We start from the raw sequence: 18,249 nt of genomic DNA, 5'->3' as shown, positions 1-18,249 counted from the left end.
ATGCCGCTCTGAGCCGGGTCCAGGCACACTGGGAGCATGACGACTGGCGCACCCATCCCCTCCTACCCCGTCTCCGGCCCCGCCCCCGCCCGGTCCAAGCGCTCCCGCCTGCGGACGTTCCTGCCGCTGGGGCTCGCCGCGTGGCTGGTGCTGGAGATCTGGCTGCTGACCGCCGTCGCGGGCGCGACGAACGGCCTCGTGGTCTTCCTGCTCCTCGCCGCCGGGCTCGTCCTCGGCTCCGTGGTCATCAAGCGCGCGGGACGCCGCGCCTTCCAGAACCTGAACGAGGCACTCCAGCGGGGCGGCTCGCCCTCGAAGGGCTCCGGCAACGGCCTGATGATGCTCGGCGGTCTGCTGCTGATGATCCCCGGCCTGGTCTCGGACGCGGTGGGCCTGCTCCTGCTGATCCCGCCGGTCCAGAAGGCCCTGAGCGGCTACGCCGAGCGCACGTTCGAGCGCAAGCTCCGCCAGGCCACCCCGGGCACCCTCGGTGACGCCTTCCAGCAGGCCCGCATCCACCGCCCGGACGGCAAGGTGGTGCCGGGCGAGGTCATCAGGGACGAGCGGTAACCTCTCAGCGCCGGTCGGGCACCCCAGCCCGTCCGGCGTCTCCCCGGACACCACCCACAGCCAGTCACGCCAATGACCGCGGGCGCCGTACGCAAACCTCACGTACGGCGCCCGCGGTCATTGGCGTGCGCTAACAGGCCGGCCCCAGCCCCGCAGGGCTACGCGGACTTGCGGCTGTCGCGGGGATGCACCGCCAGGTTCATCGCCCCCGACCGCAGAACGGCCAGCCGCTCCTCGAGGACCTCTTCGAGTTCCTCGCGGGTCCGCCGCTCCATCAGCATGTCCCAATGCGTACGCGCGGGCTTGGCCTTCTTCTCTTCAGGGCCATCGCCGTCCACAAGGAGTGCAGTGGCTCCGCAGACCTTGCACTCCCACTCCGGCGGGATCTCCGCCTCGACCGAGAAGGGCATCTCGAAGCGGTGCCCCTTCTCGCATGCGTACTCCACGGCCTGGCGCGGGGCCAGGTCGATGCCGCGGTCCGTCTCGTAGCTGGTCACCACGAGGCGCGTGCCGCGAAGAGCTCGCTCACTCATGAATCGTGCCTCCCGGGCTTGTCGCCCACAGGACAGGTGTCGCTGTCGTCGTCATCCGGTCAACGTCCGGTCGGCGGTAAAGATTCCCGTTCCGAGTCCCGTTCCGGGTCATGCGTCGCCGTCGTAGCCGCAGCCTTGTCAACCAGTGCAGTACCCACCGGCGCCCGGTTTGTCACATCTGCAAGGAGATGTCACCCAGCGTTTCGGCATCTTTGACGCGCAGTAACGGTACGCCTGGCAGGCCAAACGCGTACACTACCGCCCTTTCGCCTTGAGCGCTAAATCTTCTCGGGGACCGGATTCCCGGCCGCACCGATCGCGCGCCGCACCGGAACCCTCGCGAGCAGCGCGAATCCGATGACGAAGAAGGCCACGAGGGAGATGATCGCGTCCCGATAACTCCCGGTCAGCTGGTACGTCACCCCGAACAGCAGCGGCCCCAGCCAGCTCATCCCGCGGTCGCTCATCTCGTAAGCGGAGAAGTACTCGGCCTCCTTGCCGGGCGGAACCAGGTGGGAGAACAGGGAGCGGGACAGGGCCTGGCTGCCGCCGAGGACCAGTCCGATCGCGGCGGCCAGCAGGAAGAAGCCCACGGGAGCCCCGGCCGGCAGGAAGTACCCGGCGCCCAGGGTGAGCGTCCACGCGATCAGCGAGCCGAGGATCGTGCGCTTGGCGCCGTACGTCCGGGCCAGCCGCCCCATTCCCAGGGCGCCCGCGACGGCCAGCACCTGCACCAGCAGGACGGCGCCGATGAGCGTGGACTGGCTGAGGCCGAGCTCCTCGGAGCCGTAGACCGAGGCCTGGGAGATCACGGTCTGGATGCCGTCGTTGTAGACGAGGTAGGCGAGGAGGAAGGCGAGGGTGAGCGGGTGACGGCGCATGTCGCGGACCGTCGCCACGAGCTGGCGCAGCCCGGGGGCCGTCGCCTCGCGGGCGACGGCCGGCTCGTCGCGGCCGCGGTCGCGCAGCCTCAGCAGCGGGATGATCGTGAAGCCGCCCCACCACAGCCCCGCCGAGGCCAGACAGATCCGCACGGCCGTCGACTCCGAGACGCCGAAGGAGTCGTGGGCGAGATAGAGGACCAGATTCGCGACCAGCACCAGCGAGCCCGCCGCGTAGCCGAAGGCCCAGCCGCGCGAGGAGACCGCGTCGCGTTCCTCGGGCGGGGCGATCTGCGGCAGATAGGAGTTGTAGAGCATCATCGCGACCGACTGCGCCGCGTTCGCCACGATCAGCAGCACGCCGCCGAGCAGATAGCGGTCGCCGCCGAGGAAGAACATGCCGGTGGTGGCCGCGGCACCCAGATAGGCGGCGGCGCCCAGCAGCGGCTTCTTGCGTCCGCTGCGGTCGGCGGCAGCGCCCACCAGGGGCATCACCAGGACGGCCACGATCACCGACAGCGAGACGGAGTACGCGAAGAAGGAGCCCGCGCGGACCGGGATGCCGAGGGGATGGACGTATCCCTCGGCGTCCGCCGCCTCCTTGGCGACCGAGGTCAGATACGGACCGAGGAACACGGTGAGCACGCTCGTCGAGTAGACGGAGCAGGCCCAGTCGTAGAAGTACCAGCCGCGCTGCTCGCGCCGCCGCCCGGCGGCCTCTTCGGACGCCGCCGTCCGCACGGTGTCGGTGCCCACCCGTGCCCTCGCTTCCCGCTGGTGCGAAGGCTTCGACGGTGGTGTGCGGCGGCTCAGGCCCAGACGCCCCGCTCCTCCATGACCTTGCGCAACGTGTCGATGTGATCGGTCATGATGCCATCCACTCCCAGGTCCAGGAGCCTGTGCATCCGATCACGATCGTTGATCGTCCACACGTGTACGTGCAGCCCGCGCGCGTGGGCGGTCCGTACGAAACGAGGGTCCACGACCTGGATGCCCGACTGGGTCTCGGGCACCTGGGCCGCCACCGCCGACCGGCGCAGGGCCGCGGGCACCCCCCAGGAGCACAGCCGCAGGTTGAGCACACCCCGGGTGCCGTACGAGGTCGCCAGGCGCGGCCCGGCCAGCCGCTGGGCGCGCACCACCCGGGCCTCGGAGAACGAGCCGACGCAGACCCGGTCCCAGGCGCCCGTGCGCGCGATGAGGTTGAGCAGGGGGTGCAGGGCGGGTTCGGCCTTGAGGTCGACGTTCCAGCGCACGTCGGGGAAGGTCTCCAGGAGTTCCTCGAAGAGCGGCACCGGCTCCTTGCCCGCCACGCGCGCGTACCGTACGTCCGCCCACGGCAGGTCGGCGATACGGCCGGCGCCGTCGGTCACCCGGTCCAGCGTCGAGTCGTGGAAGGCGACGAGCTTGCCGTCCCGGGTGGCGTGCACATCGGTCTCGATGTAGCGGTAACCCGTCTCCACCGCGCGCCGGAACTGCGCCACGGTGTTCTCCAGACCGTCCGCGGCCCCGCCGCGGTGCGCGAACGGGATGGGCCCCGGGTGGTCGAGGTAGGGGTGGCGTATGAGGGTGGTCACCTGCGCAGTATCGCCCCAGGGGGTGTCCCCGTGGCAACGACCGTGCTGCCGTCGGATGCCTTCGGAACGGCGAACACCCGCAGGAAGATCTGGGCGAGTGGGCCGATGGACACCGCGTACAGCAGGGTGCCGACGCCGATCGTGCCGCCGAGGGTGAAACCGGTCACGACGACCGCCACCTCGATCGCCGTCCGCATCAGGCGGATCGAGCGGCCGGTGCGCCGGTGCAGCCCGGTCATCAGTCCGTCACGCGGGCCGGGGCCGAAGTCGGCGGCGATGTACAGGCCGGTCGCCACGCCGTTGAGCACGATGCCGGCCACCAGAAGGGGAACGCGCACGGCCAGTGCGTGGGCCTCGGGGACCAGGGCGATGGTGCCGTCCATCGCGATGCCGACGACGAAGACGTTGGAGACGGTGCCGAGGCCGGGACGCTGGCGCAGCGGGATCCACAGCAGCAGCACCGCCGCGCCCACGACGATCGACACCACGCCGATCGTCAGCCCGGTGAGCTCGGCCAGGCCCTGGTGGAGCACGCCCCAGGGTTCCAGGCCCAGGCCCGCCTGGACGAACAGAGCCGCGCTGGCGCCGTAGAGCGCGAGTCCGACGTAGAGCTGGATCAGCCGGCGTGTGAGATGTCCCCTGGTCGGCAAGAGGTGCCCCCTGTGGTGGTAGTGGCCTGACCCGTGCCACTCTGTGGCGTGGATGGAATCCTCATCCATGGCCAATTCGGGGAAGGTGGACTGGTAACGATGGCGCAGTGGACCTCCGCGGTGGGGGCCGCCCAGCTTGGACGGCTGCTCAAGTCCCAGCAGGACCGTCCGGCGGGCCCGGGCACGCGCCGCCCGCCCGCCTATCGGGCGCTCGCCGACGGCATCCGGCTGCTGGTCCTGGAGGGCCGGGTCCCGGTGGCCGCCCGGCTGCCCGCCGAACGCGAACTGGCCCTGGCCCTCTCCGTGAGCCGTACCACCGTCGCCGCCGCCTACGAGGCGCTGCGCGCGGAGGGCTTCCTGGAGTCCCGGCGCGGCGCCGGCAGCTGGACGGCCGTCCCGGCGGGCAACCCGCTGCCCGCGCGCGGCCTGGAACCTCTGCCGCCGGAGGCCCTCGGCTCGATGATCGACCTGGGCTGCGCGGCCCTCCCGGCACCCGAACCGTGGCTCACCCGCGCCGTCCAGGGCGCACTGGAGGAACTGCCTCCGTACGCCCACACCCACGGCGACTACCCGGCGGGCCTGCCCGCGCTGCGCTCGATGATCGCCGAGCGGTACACCGCGCGCGGGATCCCGACGATGCCCGAGCAGATCATGGTGACGACCGGTGCCATGGGCGCCATCGACGCGATCTGTCATCTCTTCGGCGGACGCGGCGAGCGCATCGCCGTCGAGTCGCCCTCCTACGCCAACATCCTGCAGCTCATGCGGGAGGCGGGCGCCCGGCTGGTGCCCGTCGCCATGGCCGAGGGACTCTCCGGCTGGGACATGGACCGCTGGCGCCAGGTGCTGCGCGAGGCCGCGCCCCGGATCGCGTACGTCGTCGCCGACTTCCACAATCCGACCGGCGCGCTGGCCGACGAGGACCAGCGGCGTCGACTCGTGGAGGCCGCCCGGTCCGCCGGGACCGTGCTGGTGGCCGACGAGACGATGACCGAGCTGTGGCTCGACGACGACGTCGAGATGCCGCGGCCCGTGTGCGGGTTCGACCCCGCCGGGTCGACGGTGATCACGGTCGGTTCGGCGAGCAAGGCGTTCTGGGCGGGGATGCGCATCGGCTGGGTGCGGGCGGCCCCGGACGTCATCCGCAGCCTGGTCGCGGCCCGCGCCTACGCCGACCTGGGCACACCCGTGCTGGAGCAGCTCGCGGTGAACTGGCTGTTCAGCACCGGGGGCTGGGAGCAGGCCGTCGAGCTGCGGCGCGGGCAGGCCCGGGAGAACCGGGACGCGCTGGTCGCCGCGGTACGGCGGCAGTTGCCCGACTGGGAGTTCGCCGTACCGAAGGGCGGACTGACGCTGTGGGTCCGGGCCGGGGGACTCTCCGGCTCGCGGCTCGCCGAGGCGGGGGAGCGGGTCGGGCTGCGGGTGCCCTCGGGACCGCGCTTCGGAGTCGACGGCGCCTTCGAGGGCTATGTACGGCTGCCGTTCACGGTGGGGGGCGCGGTGGCGGAGGAGGCGGCGATGCGGTTGGCGGCCGCGGCCCGGATCGTGGAGAGCGGGGGGACGGTGGGGGCGGAGGGCCCGCGTACGTTCGTCGCGTAGGAGGTGCCCCTTGTACGTAGCTGCGGGCAGTCGTGCCGCTGGGGCGATGGGGGTCCCCCGCTCGAGCGAAGCCGAGAGTGGGGGAGGGTGGGCGCAGCGGCACCCCGCCAGCGCGGGCAAGCGAAACCGCCCGCACCGACGAGGTCCACTTGCTTACGCCTCGGCCACCAAAGCCTCCACCGGCACCGCCTCCTCGTCCGCCGGAGTACTCCGCGGCGGCAACAGCTCCAGCACCGCCTGCCGCTGCGAGTCACTCGTCGCGTCGTCGTACGGATCCGGAGTGGCCGGCACCTGAAGCCGGTGCACCGGCCCCGCCCCCAGCCGGGCGTACCCGCGCCCCGGCGGGACCTGCTCCACAGGCGTGGTGTGCGGGGGAGCACCCAGGACGGAGGCCAGCCGCCCGGCCGACGCCGGCCCGAGCACGACACGCGCACGCGTGTGCTGCAGCACGGCGTCGCTCAGCAGGTCCAGGCTGTCGAACTGTTCGGCCACGACCACCGTCACCGCGGCCGCCCGGCCGTGCCGCAGCGGAACCTGGAGGAAGGACTGCGGGTCCTTGCGGCCGTCCGCCTCCGCGAGCGGGGTGAAGGCGGTGGGGCGGTCGAGGAGGATCCACAGCGGACGCTTGGTGTCGTCCGGCGGTGTCTGCCCCGCCTGACGGGCCTGGTTCGCCGCGATCAGCCGACGCTCGGTCTCCTGTGCCGCCCACTCCAGACCGGTCAGCGCCCCGGCCAGCCCCACCTCCACGCCCAGGACGCCGTCCCGGCCGGTGAGGCAGGCGTACTCGCCGGTGCCGCCGCCCTCGACGACGAGGACGTCGCCGTACTGGAGGGCCTGGAGCGCGATGGAGCGCAGCAGGGTCGAGGTGCCGCTGCCGGGCTGGCCGACCACCAGGAGATGCGGCTCGGTGGAGCGGACGCCGGTGCGCCAGACGATCGGCGGGACGTCCCGCTGTTCCTCGCCGTGGGTGAGGGGGAGCGTGCGCTGGACGCGGGTGGGGTCGGTGAAGCCCAGGACGGTCTCGCCGGGCGCGGTCACGAAGCGCTGGGCGGCGATGTCGGTGGGGAGCGGGGCGAGGACGCCGACCGTCAGCTCGTTGCCCTCCTCGTCCCAGGTGAAGAGGTACTCGCGGCCGCGGCCCGACTTGGCGGTGAGCAGCAGTTCGATCCGCGTACGGGGCTCGGCGTCGCCGTCCGGGAAGTAGGCCGGGTAGCGGATCACGAGGTGGGTGATGCGGCCCGAGCCGTCGAACTCGTACGCCGGGAAGGCCTTCTCCCACTCGCCGCCGTGGGCGTAGAGGGGAGAAGGATCATCGGCCGTCGAGAAGTACGGCACCAGGGCCTCGTACAGCGACTGGAGCCGCTCGGTCTGCGACTCGTCGGGGCCGTCGGGAGCCGGTGGGGTGCGGTCCCGGCCCTGCCAGGCTGCCGCCGCCATCAGCGTGATGACGGCGAGCAGCGGGCCGTACGGCACGAGGACCACGACCAGGATCACCGAGGCCACCAGGAACAGCAGCGGCCCGCGCTTGTCCTTGGGGGTCTCGGCCCACCTGCGCCGTCCGGCCGAGGCCAGCCGGCGCAGACCGCGGGTGATCGTGATCAGCGGATGGAGGACGTCGGTGGCGCTGTCGGCCGCCGTCCGGGCCAGCTCCCGGCTCCGGGCGATCTGCGCGCTGCCTGTGCTCAGGATGCGGGGGAGGGGGCGCCGGGCCACTGCTGTCTCCTGGAGGTGCGTGCGGACGGGACGGGCGGCGTCAGAACTTGATGCCGCCGAGCAGGCCGGCCAGGCTCTCGCCGCCCGCCTTGATGCTCGGGGCGATGGCCGTGCTCGCCAGGTAGAAGCCGAACAGGGCCGAGACGCAGGCGTGCGACGCCTTCAGCCCGTCCTTGCGGAAGAACAGGAAGACGATGATGCCGAGCAGAACGACACCTGACATGGACAGGATCATTGGGGATCTCCTGGTTCGTGGGGACAGTCACCATGAGTACTTCCAGGATCACAGGATGTATCCATACGATAAAAGGTGCAACTGGGTGGAATTCGGCTGATTTCCCCCGGATGGAGGAAGGTCCGCTGGCCCTCCTGAGCAGGAGAATTGCGGCGAACGGGTCTCCTCGTGATCTTTGCCTCGGACGGGACCGGCCATGTGCGCGACGAGCCAGTACGCTGGCGATTCACCTGAACGGTTGTAGTGCGTTGTGAGCGAGAGGCGGTCCAGGCCGATGACTGAAGCCCCCGACCCCGAGGTCGTGGAGCTGGCGACCAAGATCTTCGATCTGGCCCGGCAGGGGCGGACCGAGGAACTCGTGGCGTACGTCGACGCGGGCGTTCCGGCCAACCTCACCAACGACCGCGGCGACTCTCTGGTGATGCTCGCCGCCTACCACGGCCACGCCGACGCGGTCCGGGCCCTGCTGGCCCGCGGCGCCGAGGCCGACCGGATCAACGACCGGGGTCAGACCCCGCTCGCCGGGGCCGCGTTCAAGGGTGAGACGGACGTGATCAAGGTCCTTCTGGAGGCGGGCGCCGACCCGTCCGCGGGCACCCCCTCGGCCGTCGACACGGCCCGGATGTTCGCCAGGGCCGAGCTCCTCGAGCTCTTCGGCGCGCACTGAGCCGATGGCTTCCGAACAGGTAATACGAAGTTCCTGACCAGGTAAATCAACGACCACGGGGGAGGCGGTACGGGGCCGCCGGAAATTTCGGTCGCGGCAGGTAGAACAGCCGGGTCATCATGACGACGTGATTCACGGACGCGATGGCTGGGCAGGTGTTGCCGCACCGCGCGGGCCGTGATGCGGTCCGCATGGGCCACCGACGAGAGGCAGAGGAAGATGGTCTACAGCAAGCAGGAAACGGCGGGCGCCCCGACGTGTTGTCACGCGGCCAGGTAGTGCACGTCCCCGGTTGCGTCGACGCTTGATGTGAGGCTGTTTCCCATGTTCGATCCGGTCATAGCGCCCAGCGGTACGCTGCTCGGCCTCCTGCAGAGGGGTCGCGGCGACGGCACGCTCCACGCGCTCACCGCCCCGCGCGCCGAAGCGCTCGCGGCACTGAACCACTGTGTGCTGCGCGATCCCCGCCACGACTGGCAGGTGGAGAACCGCTCCCTGTACTACGCCCGACTCTTCCTCGACCTCAACGGCGAGCTGGACGAGATCGAGGCACATCTCTTCGACGTCGAGGACGCCTTCGACACCGAGGAGTCACGCACGGGCCTCGCCCTGGCCGTCCTGGGGCACCTCGCCTCCTACGGCAGGCTGGACGCCCTCGAACTGCTGCGCAGGTACGCCGCCTCGGGCGCCAACTGGGCCTGGGCCCTGGACGAGCTCGCCCTGCGCGACGACGACGCCGGGCTGCGCGCCCTGGCCACGCCCGTGCTCGCGCGGTTCGCCACGGACGCCGAGGGCGAGGCCGAACTGGCCGCCGCCGTACGCGACGCCTTCGAGCCACGGCCCTGGCGGCTATGGGCCGAGGATCCCCGTGAGTACGTCTCCACACGCGTGCGTGCCGCCCAGGAAGCCGGCTGTTTCGACCGCTGGCAACGCCAGATGAGCCCCACCGGGCCACGCCCCGGCTGGAGCGTGCGGGCCGTGTTCGAGTGGGCCCAACAGGGTGTGGAACGCGGCGCGGCGCTCCATGTCCCCGCGGCCCGCTGTCTCACGGCCGTGGCCGGCCCCGAGGACCGGCCCGAGATCGTGCAGGCCGCCAAGGACGGCACCGAGGGCGCCCGGTGCACCGCCCTGCGCTATCTCGCCGACTGCAACGATCCCGACGCCCTGCTGCTGATCGAGCAGGCCGTGGCCACCGGCTCCACGGGCGTCGTGGAGGCCGCCGTGGACGCCTTCGAACGGATGCGCAGCATCGCGGCCGTCGACCGGGCCCGCGGCTGGGCCCACCGGCCCGACGCCCTCGGCGCCGCCGCGGGCCGGATGCTCGCCTGCCGGGGCGCCACCCGGGACAGCGATCTCGTCCTCGGCGCCCTGCGCGAGGCCGTACGCGGCGAGGGCTGCGACGCACCGACCCTGTGGACCCTCGTCGACGGCGCCGGACGCCTCGGCATCGTCTGCGCCGCCCCCGTACTGCGCCACATCTACCGCGAGACGGCCTCCTCCCATCTGCGCGGGCGCTGCGCCCGGGCCCTCGCCGCCACCGATCCCTCCTTCGCCACCGGCTTCGCCGTCGAGTGCCTGTGGGACTGCGAGGAGGCCACCCGCGAGATCGCCGCCCGGCACGCCGAGACCGGCGACGCCAGGGTCGTGGAACGCCTGCGCCGGCTCGCCGCCGACCCGGCCGAGGAGGCGGAGGTCCAGACAGCCGTACGCAGCCGGATCGGACCGGACGCGGCGTCCGCGATGTAGCCGCAGCAGCGGCCCGACGCCGCCGCCGTGGCCGACGTGCGCCCGCTCGGTGAACACGGGATGACCCACGGGTCAGGCGGGTGTGGACACCGTCTGACCTGCTCGGGTGTCGGCGGCGCGGGCCCCGCGGGATGCGCCGGCGCGCGCAGCGCAACGCTCATGGGACGTTTGTCGGCCGGAAAGATCCACGTTGACGCGGCCACGTCCAAGGCGGCGACAACACCGGTATGCGTGTCGTCATCGTGACCGAATCCTTTCCCCCCGACGTGAACGGCGTGGCCCACTGCGCGCTCCAGACCGCCCGGCACCTCGTAGATCGCGGTCACTCCCCGCTCGTCGTCGCACCGGCCACCGCGGCCGGTACCGGGCCCGACGCCTCGGCGCCGTGCCCCGTCGTCCGTGTCCCCTCCCTCCCGCTGCCGGGCTACCCCCAGGTTCGCGTCGCCCTCCCCAGCCGACGCGTCGCCGCGGCCATCGCCGAGCACCGTGCCGACCTGGTCCACCTGGCCAGCCCCTTCGTCCTCGGCGTCCGCGGCATGGCGGCCGCCGCGAAGCTCGGCATCCCCGCCGTCGCCGTCTACCAGACCGACCTGGCCGGCTACGCCCGCACCTACATGGGCGTCGGCGAGGCCACCGCCTGGCGGCGCATCCGCTCCGTCCACGCCGCCGCCGACCTCACCCTGGCCCCCTCCAGCGCCGCCCTGCACGACCTGGAGACGCACGGCATACCCCGGGTCAAGCTGTGGCAGCGCGGCGTGGACACCGTGCGCTTCCGCCCCGAGCACCGCGACGAGGCCCTGCGCCGCGAACTCGCCCCCAACGGCGAACTGATCGTCGGCTACGTCGGCCGGCTCGCCCCCGAGAAGCAGGTCGAACTGCTGTCCGAGGTGTGCGGCCTGGAGGGCGTGCGGGTCGTGGTCGTGGGCGACGGGCCCAGCCGCGCCCACCTCGACGAGGCCCTGCCCGGCGCGGTCTTCCTCGGTCGCCGCACCGGCGACGACCTGGCGCGGATCTTCGCCTCCCTGGACGTCTTCGTCCACACGGGCCCCTTCGAGACCTTCTGCCAGACCGTGCAGGAGGCCATGGCCAGCGGCGTCCCGGTCGTCGCGCCGGCCGCGGGCGGCCCGCTGGACCTGGTCGCCCACGGGCGCACCGGCCTGCTGTTCCCGCCGCGCGACACGGCCGCCGTACGGGAGGCGGTGGCGGCCCTGGCCACCGATCCCGCCCTGCGGACCGCGTACGGCGACGCCGGGCGCGCCACGGTCGAGGGGCGCACCTGGGCCGCCGTCGGCGACCAACTCATCGGCCACTACGGGGACGTGCTCGCCGCGCGTCGGCCGGTGGTGGCGGCATGACCGGGCCGACAAGTCCGGGGGCGAGGTCGGCGGCGAGGCCGGGCTCGGGGCCGCTGAGGATCGTGCGTCTGGCGAACTTCGTCGCCCCCGCCTCGGGCGGGCTGCGCACCGCGTTGCGCGAGCTCGGCAAGGGCTACCGCGAGTCGGGCCACGAGCCCGTCCTGATCGTGCCGGGCGAGCGGACGAGCGACCGCGATACCGACCAGGGGCGGGTCATCACCCTGCCAGGGCCGCTGCTGCCCGGCACCGGCGGCTACCGCGTCCTCACCGACAAGCGGCGCGTCGCCCGCCTCCTCGAGGACCTCGCGCCCGACCGGCTGGAGGTCTCCGACCGTACGACGCTGCGGTGGACCGGCAAGTGGGCGCGGCGCGCCCGCGTCCCCGCCGTGATGGTCTCCCACGAGACCGCCGACGGCGTACTGCGCACCTGGGGCGTGCCCGAGGCGGCCGCCCGGCGGACCGCCGACGCGCTCAACATCCGTACGGCGCACACGTACGCGCGCGTGGTGTGCACCACCGAGTTCGCCGAGCGGGAGTTCGTACGGATCGGGGCACGGAACGTGGTGCGCGCCCCGCTCGGCGTCGACCTCGTCGAACGGCATCCCGCGCTGTACGACGCGGGGCTGCGGGCCCGGTACGCGCGCGAGGACGAGGTCCTGCTGGTCACCTGCACCCGGCTGTCCGTGGAGAAGCGGCCCGGTACGGCGCTGGACGCCCTGGAGGCGCTGGTGGCGCGGGGTGTGCGGGCGGTGCTGGTGATCGCCGGGGACGGGCCGCTGCGGCCGAGGCTGGAGCAGCGGACCCGGGACCGGGGGCTGCCGGTGACCTTCCTGGGGCACGTCTCCGACCGGGATGCTCTCGGCGCGCTGCAGGCCTCCGCCGACGTGTGCCTGGCACCGGGACCCGCGGAGACGTTCGGGCTGGCCGCGCTGGAGGCGATGGCCTGCGGTACGCCGGTGGTGGTGAGCGCGTCGTCGGCCCTGCCCGAGGTGATCGGGGCGGCGGGGGCCGTCGCGGCCGACCAGGGGGCGGCTTTCGCGGACGCGGTCGAGTCCCTTCTGGAGCGCTCCCGGGCGGAGCGCCGGGCAGAGGCACGCGCGCGTGCGGAGTGCTTCGGGTGGGGGACGTCGGTGGACGCGTTTCTCGCGGCGCACGATGCGACGGCACGGGTACGTCCTGTCGTGACCGGAGGGATCGGATGAGACCGGTCCGTTTCGTCGCGCTCGGTGACTCCCTGACGGAGGGAGTGGGCGACCCGGCGGGGGACGGATGGCGCGGCTGGGCCGCGCTGCTCGCCGACGGGCTCGCCGAGCCGGGGGACGGTGAGTCGGCGGAGGTCGCGGAGGTCGCGGGGGCCGCGGGGGCCGAGCGGGCCGCAGTGCCCGTGGAGTTCACCAAGCTCGCGGTCAGCGGGGCCCAGACGCGGGACGTGCTGGAGCGGCAGCTCCCGGCCGGGCTGGCCGTGCGGCCGGACGTCGTCTCCGTCGTCGTGGGCGTGAACGACGCGCTGCGCTGCACCTTCGACATCCACGCCGTCGCCACCCGGCTCGACACGGTGTACGCCGCCTTCGCCGAACAGGGCGCGGTCCTGCTCACCGCGTGTCTGCCCGACCCGGGCGCGATGCTCGGCCTGCCCGGAGCCCTGGCCCGTCCGCTGGCCCGGCGGCAGCGCGCGGTCAACGCCGTCGTCCACGCGCTGTCCGACCGGTACGGAGCCGTCCATCTGCACGCGGCCGAGGGCGCCTGGCTGACGGACCGCGCGATGTGGAGCGCGGACCGGCTGCACCCGGGTGAGCGGGGGCACCGGCAGCTGGCCGTGCGCTTCCACGCGCTGCTCGCGGAGGCGGGCCTCGCCACCGGACCCGCGCCTTCGCCGGAGCCGGAGTTCCCGGCCCCGACGACCTCCGCGAGCCTGTGGTGGCTGGCCACCGCGGGCACCGGCTGGGTGGCACGGCGCTGCACCGACCTGCTGCCCCAGCTGCTCACGCTGGCCGCCGACGAGATGCGCCACCGCGCGCGCGGCACGAGCGCCCGGCTCGACCTGCGCGCGTCGGCGGCGGTCTCCGCGGCACTGGCCGCGCTGTCGGGGGCGGAACCACAGCCGGACGCCGCCTAGAACACCCTCCGGGTGGCGGGCGGCGCCTCGCCCCCGGGGCGTCACCGCCCTCGGCGACGCCGTACCGCCACGAAACGGACCGGTGTGCCCGGTACCGCCTGGGCGGCGGCGGGGAGGTCGGCCGTGCGGACGACCCCGATCACCGGGTAGCCCCCGGTGGTCGGATGGTCGGCCAGGAAGACCACCGGCCGGCCGTCGGGGGGCACCTGCACGGCGCCCAGGACCATGCCCTCGCTGGCCAGTTCGCCGGTGAGCGAGCGCTCCAGGGCGGGGCCCTCGGTGCGCAGTCCGATGCGGTTGCTCGCCGGGGACACGCTGTACGCGCGTGTGGTGAAGGCGCGGACGGCCTCCGGTGTGAACCACTCGTCGCGCGGGCCGAGCGTGACCCGGAGGACGAGTTCGGCCGGGGGAGCGGCCTGCGGGGCGACGTCCACGCGTGCGTGCGGGGCGGGCTCGGGCCCCAGGGGCAGGACCGCGCCGTTCGTGAGGGGCTCGGGGCCGAGGCCCGAGAGCAGGTCGGTGGAGCGGCTGCCGAGGACCGGTTCGACGGCGATACCGCCCGACACCGCCAGGTAGCCGCGCAGCCCCGAGACGGCGGATCCGACGTCGAGGACCGCCCCGGCCGGCACCCGCACGGGCGCGCCCCAAGCGGCCGGTCGTCCGTCCACCGTCACCGGGCAGGGCGCGCCCGCGACCGCCACGGTGACCGTGCAACGGGGCCGCACGGCGCAGCCGTTGACGGTGGTCTCCAGGACCGCCGCGCCGGGCGGGTTGCCGACGAGCCGGTTGACGAGGGCCGCCGCCGGCGCGTCCAGCGCGCCGGAGCGGGGGACACCGAGGTGGGCGTGCCCGGGACGCCCCTGGTCCTGCACCGTGGTGAGTGCCCCCGCGCGGACGACGGAGAGAGCGCGGTCGGTCACCCGGCACCCACCGGTTCCGCCGCGACGAAACGCACACGCGTGCCCGGCGACAGCAGCGCGGCCGGCACACGCGCGTGGTCCCACAGCACCACGTCCGTGCTGCCGATCAGCTGCCAGCCGCCCGGTGACGAGCGCGGGTACACCCCCGTGTACGGCCCCGCCAGCGCGACCGAGCCGGCCGGCACCGCCGTGCGTGGCGTGGCCCGGCGCGGGACGTCGTAGCGCGCGGGGAGACCCGTGAGGTAGCCGAAGCCGGGCGCGAAGCCGCAGAAGGCGACCCGGAACTCGGTGTCCGCGTGGATACGGGCCACCTCCCGCTCGGAGACGCCCCAGTGGGCGGCGACGTCGGCGAGGTCGGGGCCGTCGTAGCGCACCGGCAGTTCGATCACCTCGCGCGCCCGCGGGGGAGTGGGCGGGATGTCGGCGTAGGTGAGTTCGGAAGTCAAACGGACCGGATCGTCGACACCGTCCAGGAGCACCGTGCGAGCCGCCGGGACGATCTCGCGGGCGGTCGGCAGCCCGGCCGCGCGACGGCGCAGCAGTTCGGCGTGCAGTGCCTGGGCTTCGGCGCCCGAGGCGACCTCGACGAGCAGGGCGTCGTCGCCCACGGGCAGGACCCGCATGCTCATGCGAAGGCCTCCACCCGCACGCCGGACTCCTCCAGCCGGCGCCGTACCTGGCGCGCCAGCTCCACCGCGCCGGGCGTGTCGCCGTGCAGGCACAGGGAACGCGCGCGTACCTCGATGATCGACCCCGCTTCGGAGGCGACCGTGCCGGAACGGGCCAGGCTCACCGACCGCTCGACGACGGTGACCGGATCGGTGACCACGGCCCCGCTCCGGCCGCGCGGCACGAGCGTGCCCTGCTCGGTGTACGCGCGGTCCGCGAACGCCTCCGTGACGGCCGGCAGACCCGCCTTCCGGGCCGCGTCCAGCAGCCTCGAGCCGGGCAGCCCGAGCACGGGCAGCGCGCCGTCGGCGAGGAGCACGCCGTCCACCACCGCGGCGGCCTGCTCCTCGTCGTGCACGACCCGGTTGTAGAGCGCGCCGTGCGGCTTGACGTACGCCACGCGCGCGCCCGCCGCCCGGGCGAAGACCTCCAGGGCGCCGATCTGGTACGCCACCTCGGCGGCCAGTTCGGCGGGCGGCACGTCCATGGCGCGCCGCCCGAACCCCGCCAGGTCCCGGTAGGAGACCTGTGCGCCGATCGTCACGCCCCGCTCGGCCGCCAGCTCGCACACCCGCCGCATGGTGGCCGCGTCCCCGGCGTGGAAACCGCAGGCCACGTTGGCGCTCGTCACGACGGTCAGCAACTGCTCGTCGTCGGTGAGCTCCCAGCGGCCGAAGCCCTCTCCGAGGTCAGCGTTCAGATCGATCGCGATCATGGTTCCTTCGTGGTTCCTTCCGGGTTTTCTCCGTGTCCGGGTTTTCTTCGTGTGGTGCCGCTCAGGCCACGCGGTACTGCTCGTCGCGGGCGTCGGTGAGGAACATCTGTCCCGGGGCGTGGGTGAGGGCGAACGGCGGGCGCGAGGCCATCACCGCGGCCTGCGGGGTCACACCGCAGGCCCAGAACACGGGGATGTCGTCCGGCTCGGCGTCCACCGGGTCGCCGAAGTCGGGCCGGCCGAGGTCGTCGATGCCCAGTCCCGACGGATCGCCGCAGTGTACGGGGCTGCCGTGCACCGCCGGCAGCAGACTGCTCTCCCGGATGGCGGCCGCCAGGTGCCTCGGCGGCACCGGACGCATCGACACCACCATCGGGCCGTGCAGCCGCCCCGCGGGCCGGCACTGACGGTTCGTCACGTACATCGGCACGTTGCGCCCCTGTTCGAGGTGGCGGATCGGGACGCCCGAACCGGCCAGCGCCCACTCGAAGGTGAAGCTGCACCCGATCAGGAACGACACCAGGTCCTCGCGCCAGTACGCGCGCACGTCCGTCGGCTCGTCCACCAGCTCACCGTTCTCCCACACCCGGTAGCGCGGCAGATCGGTGCGCAGATCGGCGCCGTCGGCCAGGACGGTCGACCAGGAACCGGCGTCCGTGACGTCGAGGACCGGACACGGCTTCGGGTTGCGCTGGCAGAACAGCAGCATGTCGTACGCCCAGTCCGCGGGTACGGAGATCAGGTTGACCTGGGTGTGGCCCGCCGCGACCCCGGCCGTGGGGCCCGCGAGGCCCTCCCGGAAGCGGGCCCGGGCGGCTTCGGGGCTCCACGCGTGCGCGTGCTCGTCGACGAGGGTCAGGGGGCGGTCCTCGGTGACGGCCGAGGAGGTGGGGGCAGCGGGTGCGGCTGCCGAAGGGCGGTCCTCGGTGAGGATCGGACGGTTCACTCCAGTTCCTTCCCGCGCGTCTCCGGCAGCCCCAGCAGCGCCAGGGCGGCGATCCCGTAGCCGAGCGCGCCGAAGACCAGCGCACCGCCCACACCCCAGCTGTCGGCCAGGTAGCCGACCGTGGTGGGGAAGACGGCGCCGACGGCGCGGCCGGTGTTGTACGTGAAGCCCTGTCCGGTGCCGCGCACGGCCGTCGGGTACAGCTCGCTCAGGAAGGACCCGAAGCCGCTGAAGATCGCCGACATGCAGAACCCGAGCGGGAATCCGAGGACGAGGAGCAGGGTGTTGGCGCCGTCGGGGATGTTCGCGTACGCCAGGACGCAGACCGCCGACAGCAGGGCGAAGAGCCAGATGTTGCGGCGCCGGCCCAGCCGGTCGGTGAGGTACCCGCCGGTCAGGTAGCCGAGGAAGGCGCCCGAGATCAGGAAGGACAGATAGCCGCCTGTGCCGACCACCGACAGACCGCGCTCCGACTTCAGATACGTCGGAACCCAGGTCGCCAGGGTGTAGTAGCCGCCCTGGACGCCGGTGGACAGGAGTCCGGCGAAGAGCGTCGTACGCAGCAGCCGGCCCTGGAAGATGGCCGGGAACGACCCCTTCCCGGCGCTCTGCTCACGCGCGGCCGCGGCCTGCGGTGCGTCCTTGACCCGGCGTCGCATCCAGACGACCAGTACGGCGGGCAGGGCGCCGGTCCAGAACATGACACGCCAGGCCGTGTCCTCGTCGACGTACGTGAAGACCAGTGTGTAGACGATCGCCGCGAGACCCCAGCCGACGGCCCAGGAACTCTGGATCGCGCCCAGGGTGCGGCCCCGGTGCCTGGCGCTCGCGTACTCGGCGACCAGGATCGCGCCGACGGCCCACTCGCCGCCGAAGCCGAGCCCCTGCAGGGCCCGGAAGACCAGCAATGTCTCGTAGTTGGGCGCGAAGCCGCAGGCCACGGTGAAGACGGCGTACGTGATCACCGTGATCATCAGGGCCCTGACCCGGCCGATCCGGTCGGCCACCACGCCCGCGACGGCGCCGCCGATCGCGGACACGACGAGGGTGACGGTGGTGAACAGTCCGGTCTGGCCGTTGTCCAGGCCGAAGTACGCCGTCAGCGCGACCATGCTCAGGGGCAGCGTGAAGTAGTCGTAGGAGTCGAGGGCGTAGCCGCCGAACGCGCCGGCGAAGGCGCGCCGCCCGCGCGGGCCGAGAGCGCGCAGCCAGGCGAACGCCCCGTCGTCGGGGGTGGGGCCGGCCGTGGCGGGGCGCGTGGCGGTGGTCGGGGTCTGCGGTGGAGGGGTCGTGCTCATGGGGCACCTCGCAGAGGGATGACGGAGGGTGCTGGGACTGAGCCGTGCCGTGCGGGAGC

General features: G+C 73.2%; 18 protein-coding genes. 7 read left to right on the top strand and 11 right to left on the bottom strand.

The annotated features are described in order from the left end of the window. The first annotated feature begins 36 nt into the window (after positions 1 to 36). Complete coding sequence (gene fxsA, locus ACIRF9_RS22155) at positions 37 to 570, top strand: FxsA family membrane protein (protein WP_403824746.1); 534 nt, start codon at positions 37 to 39, stop codon at positions 568 to 570. Between the two features lie 158 nt (positions 571 to 728). On the opposite strand, the gene ACIRF9_RS22150 is transcribed toward fxsA, so the two are convergent. The 4 genes from ACIRF9_RS22150 to ACIRF9_RS22135 form a co-directional block, all read right to left on the bottom strand. Continuing rightward, the gene (locus tag ACIRF9_RS22150; protein WP_055637205.1) at positions 729 to 1,103 is read right to left on the bottom strand and encodes an RNA polymerase-binding protein RbpA; all 375 of its coding nucleotides are present in this window, start codon (positions 1,101 to 1,103) and stop codon (positions 729 to 731) included. 278 nt (positions 1,104 to 1,381) lie between these two features. Further along, a complete protein-coding gene (locus ACIRF9_RS22145; RefSeq protein WP_403824743.1) occupies positions 1,382 to 2,740 on the bottom strand; it encodes an MFS transporter in 1,359 nt (452 codons plus the stop codon). A 53-nt stretch (positions 2,741 to 2,793) separates the two neighbouring features. Further along, positions 2,794 to 3,561, bottom strand: a complete 768-nt coding sequence (locus tag ACIRF9_RS22140) for a glycerophosphodiester phosphodiesterase (RefSeq protein WP_403824740.1) — start codon at positions 3,559 to 3,561, stop codon at positions 2,794 to 2,796. Further along, positions 3,558 to 4,211 carry a YitT family protein gene (locus tag ACIRF9_RS22135; RefSeq protein WP_403824737.1) on the bottom strand — a complete coding sequence of 218 codons (654 nt, stop codon included), beginning with the start codon at positions 4,209 to 4,211 and terminating at the stop codon, positions 3,558 to 3,560. The genes ACIRF9_RS22140 and ACIRF9_RS22135 overlap by 4 nt, the downstream gene beginning before the upstream one ends. A gap of 99 nt (positions 4,212 to 4,310) precedes the next feature. On the opposite strand from ACIRF9_RS22135, the gene ACIRF9_RS22130 reads away from it, so the two are divergent. Then, complete coding sequence (locus tag ACIRF9_RS22130) at positions 4,311 to 5,810, top strand: PLP-dependent aminotransferase family protein (RefSeq protein WP_403824734.1); 1,500 nt, start codon at positions 4,311 to 4,313, stop codon at positions 5,808 to 5,810. A gap of 153 nt (positions 5,811 to 5,963) precedes the next feature. Here ACIRF9_RS22130 and ACIRF9_RS22125 read toward each other — a convergent pair whose 3' ends face one another. Together ACIRF9_RS22125 and ACIRF9_RS22120 are read right to left on the bottom strand one after the other, a co-directional pair. After that, the gene (locus ACIRF9_RS22125) at positions 5,964 to 7,523 is read right to left on the bottom strand and encodes a hypothetical protein (protein WP_403824732.1); all 1,560 of its coding nucleotides are present in this window, start codon (positions 7,521 to 7,523) and stop codon (positions 5,964 to 5,966) included. A 40-nt stretch (positions 7,524 to 7,563) separates the two neighbouring features. Beyond that, the gene (locus tag ACIRF9_RS22120) at positions 7,564 to 7,758 is read right to left on the bottom strand and encodes a hypothetical protein (RefSeq protein WP_055638461.1); all 195 of its coding nucleotides are present in this window, start codon (positions 7,756 to 7,758) and stop codon (positions 7,564 to 7,566) included. A gap of 274 nt (positions 7,759 to 8,032) precedes the next feature. On the opposite strand from ACIRF9_RS22120, the gene ACIRF9_RS22115 reads away from it, so the two are divergent. From ACIRF9_RS22115 to ACIRF9_RS22095, 5 genes are all read left to right on the top strand, one after another. Further along, on the top strand, positions 8,033 to 8,425 hold the full coding sequence (locus ACIRF9_RS22115; RefSeq protein ID WP_403824730.1) for an ankyrin repeat domain-containing protein: 393 nt from the start codon (positions 8,033 to 8,035) through the stop codon (positions 8,423 to 8,425). Positions 8,426 to 8,749: 324 nt separating this feature from the next. Then, on the top strand, positions 8,750 to 10,171 hold the full coding sequence (locus ACIRF9_RS22110) for a HEAT repeat domain-containing protein (protein WP_403824727.1): 1,422 nt from the start codon (positions 8,750 to 8,752) through the stop codon (positions 10,169 to 10,171). 227 nt (positions 10,172 to 10,398) lie between these two features. Next, positions 10,399 to 11,526, top strand: coding sequence for a glycosyltransferase family 4 protein (locus ACIRF9_RS22105; protein WP_403824725.1), 1,128 nt, complete (start codon positions 10,399 to 10,401; stop codon positions 11,524 to 11,526). After that, a complete protein-coding gene (locus tag ACIRF9_RS22100) occupies positions 11,523 to 12,728 on the top strand; it encodes a glycosyltransferase (protein WP_403824722.1) in 1,206 nt (401 codons plus the stop codon). Before ACIRF9_RS22105 ends, ACIRF9_RS22100 begins: the two co-directional genes overlap by 4 nt. Further along, the gene (locus ACIRF9_RS22095) at positions 12,725 to 13,642 is read left to right on the top strand and encodes an SGNH/GDSL hydrolase family protein (protein WP_403824719.1); all 918 of its coding nucleotides are present in this window, start codon (positions 12,725 to 12,727) and stop codon (positions 13,640 to 13,642) included. Before ACIRF9_RS22100 ends, ACIRF9_RS22095 begins: the two co-directional genes overlap by 4 nt. A gap of 41 nt (positions 13,643 to 13,683) precedes the next feature. Here the strand turns inward: ACIRF9_RS22095 and ACIRF9_RS22090 are convergent, their stop codons facing one another. From ACIRF9_RS22090 to ACIRF9_RS22070, 5 genes are all read right to left on the bottom strand, one after another. Then, positions 13,684 to 14,562: a biotin-dependent carboxyltransferase family protein gene (locus ACIRF9_RS22090; protein WP_403824716.1), complete on the bottom strand. Its 879-nt coding sequence runs from the start codon at positions 14,560 to 14,562 to the stop codon at positions 13,684 to 13,686. Next, positions 14,559 to 15,185 (bottom strand): 5-oxoprolinase subunit PxpB, encoded by a 627-nt coding sequence (pxpB, locus tag ACIRF9_RS22085; RefSeq protein ID WP_403825495.1) that lies wholly within the window; start codon positions 15,183 to 15,185, stop codon positions 14,559 to 14,561. The genes ACIRF9_RS22090 and pxpB overlap by 4 nt, the downstream gene beginning before the upstream one ends. Before the next feature lie 2 nt (positions 15,186 to 15,187). After that, a complete protein-coding gene (locus ACIRF9_RS22080) occupies positions 15,188 to 15,946 on the bottom strand; it encodes a LamB/YcsF family protein (protein WP_403824714.1) in 759 nt (252 codons plus the stop codon). A 61-nt stretch (positions 15,947 to 16,007) separates the two neighbouring features. Beyond that, positions 16,008 to 16,880 carry a putative hydro-lyase gene (locus ACIRF9_RS22075; RefSeq protein WP_403825493.1) on the bottom strand — a complete coding sequence of 291 codons (873 nt, stop codon included), beginning with the start codon at positions 16,878 to 16,880 and terminating at the stop codon, positions 16,008 to 16,010. A gap of 8 nt (positions 16,881 to 16,888) precedes the next feature. Beyond that, positions 16,889 to 18,190 (bottom strand): MFS transporter, encoded by a 1,302-nt coding sequence (locus ACIRF9_RS22070; protein WP_403824711.1) that lies wholly within the window; start codon positions 18,188 to 18,190, stop codon positions 16,889 to 16,891. Positions 18,191 to 18,249 lie beyond the last annotated feature (59 nt).

Origin of the sequence: Streptomyces sp. NPDC096132, from assembly GCF_044763345.1 — a bacterium.
Classification (GTDB): domain Bacteria; phylum Actinomycetota; class Actinomycetes; order Streptomycetales; family Streptomycetaceae; genus Streptomyces.
Note: the sequence above shows the minus strand (reverse complement) of the source record. Positions and strands in the feature narration are given on the sequence as shown.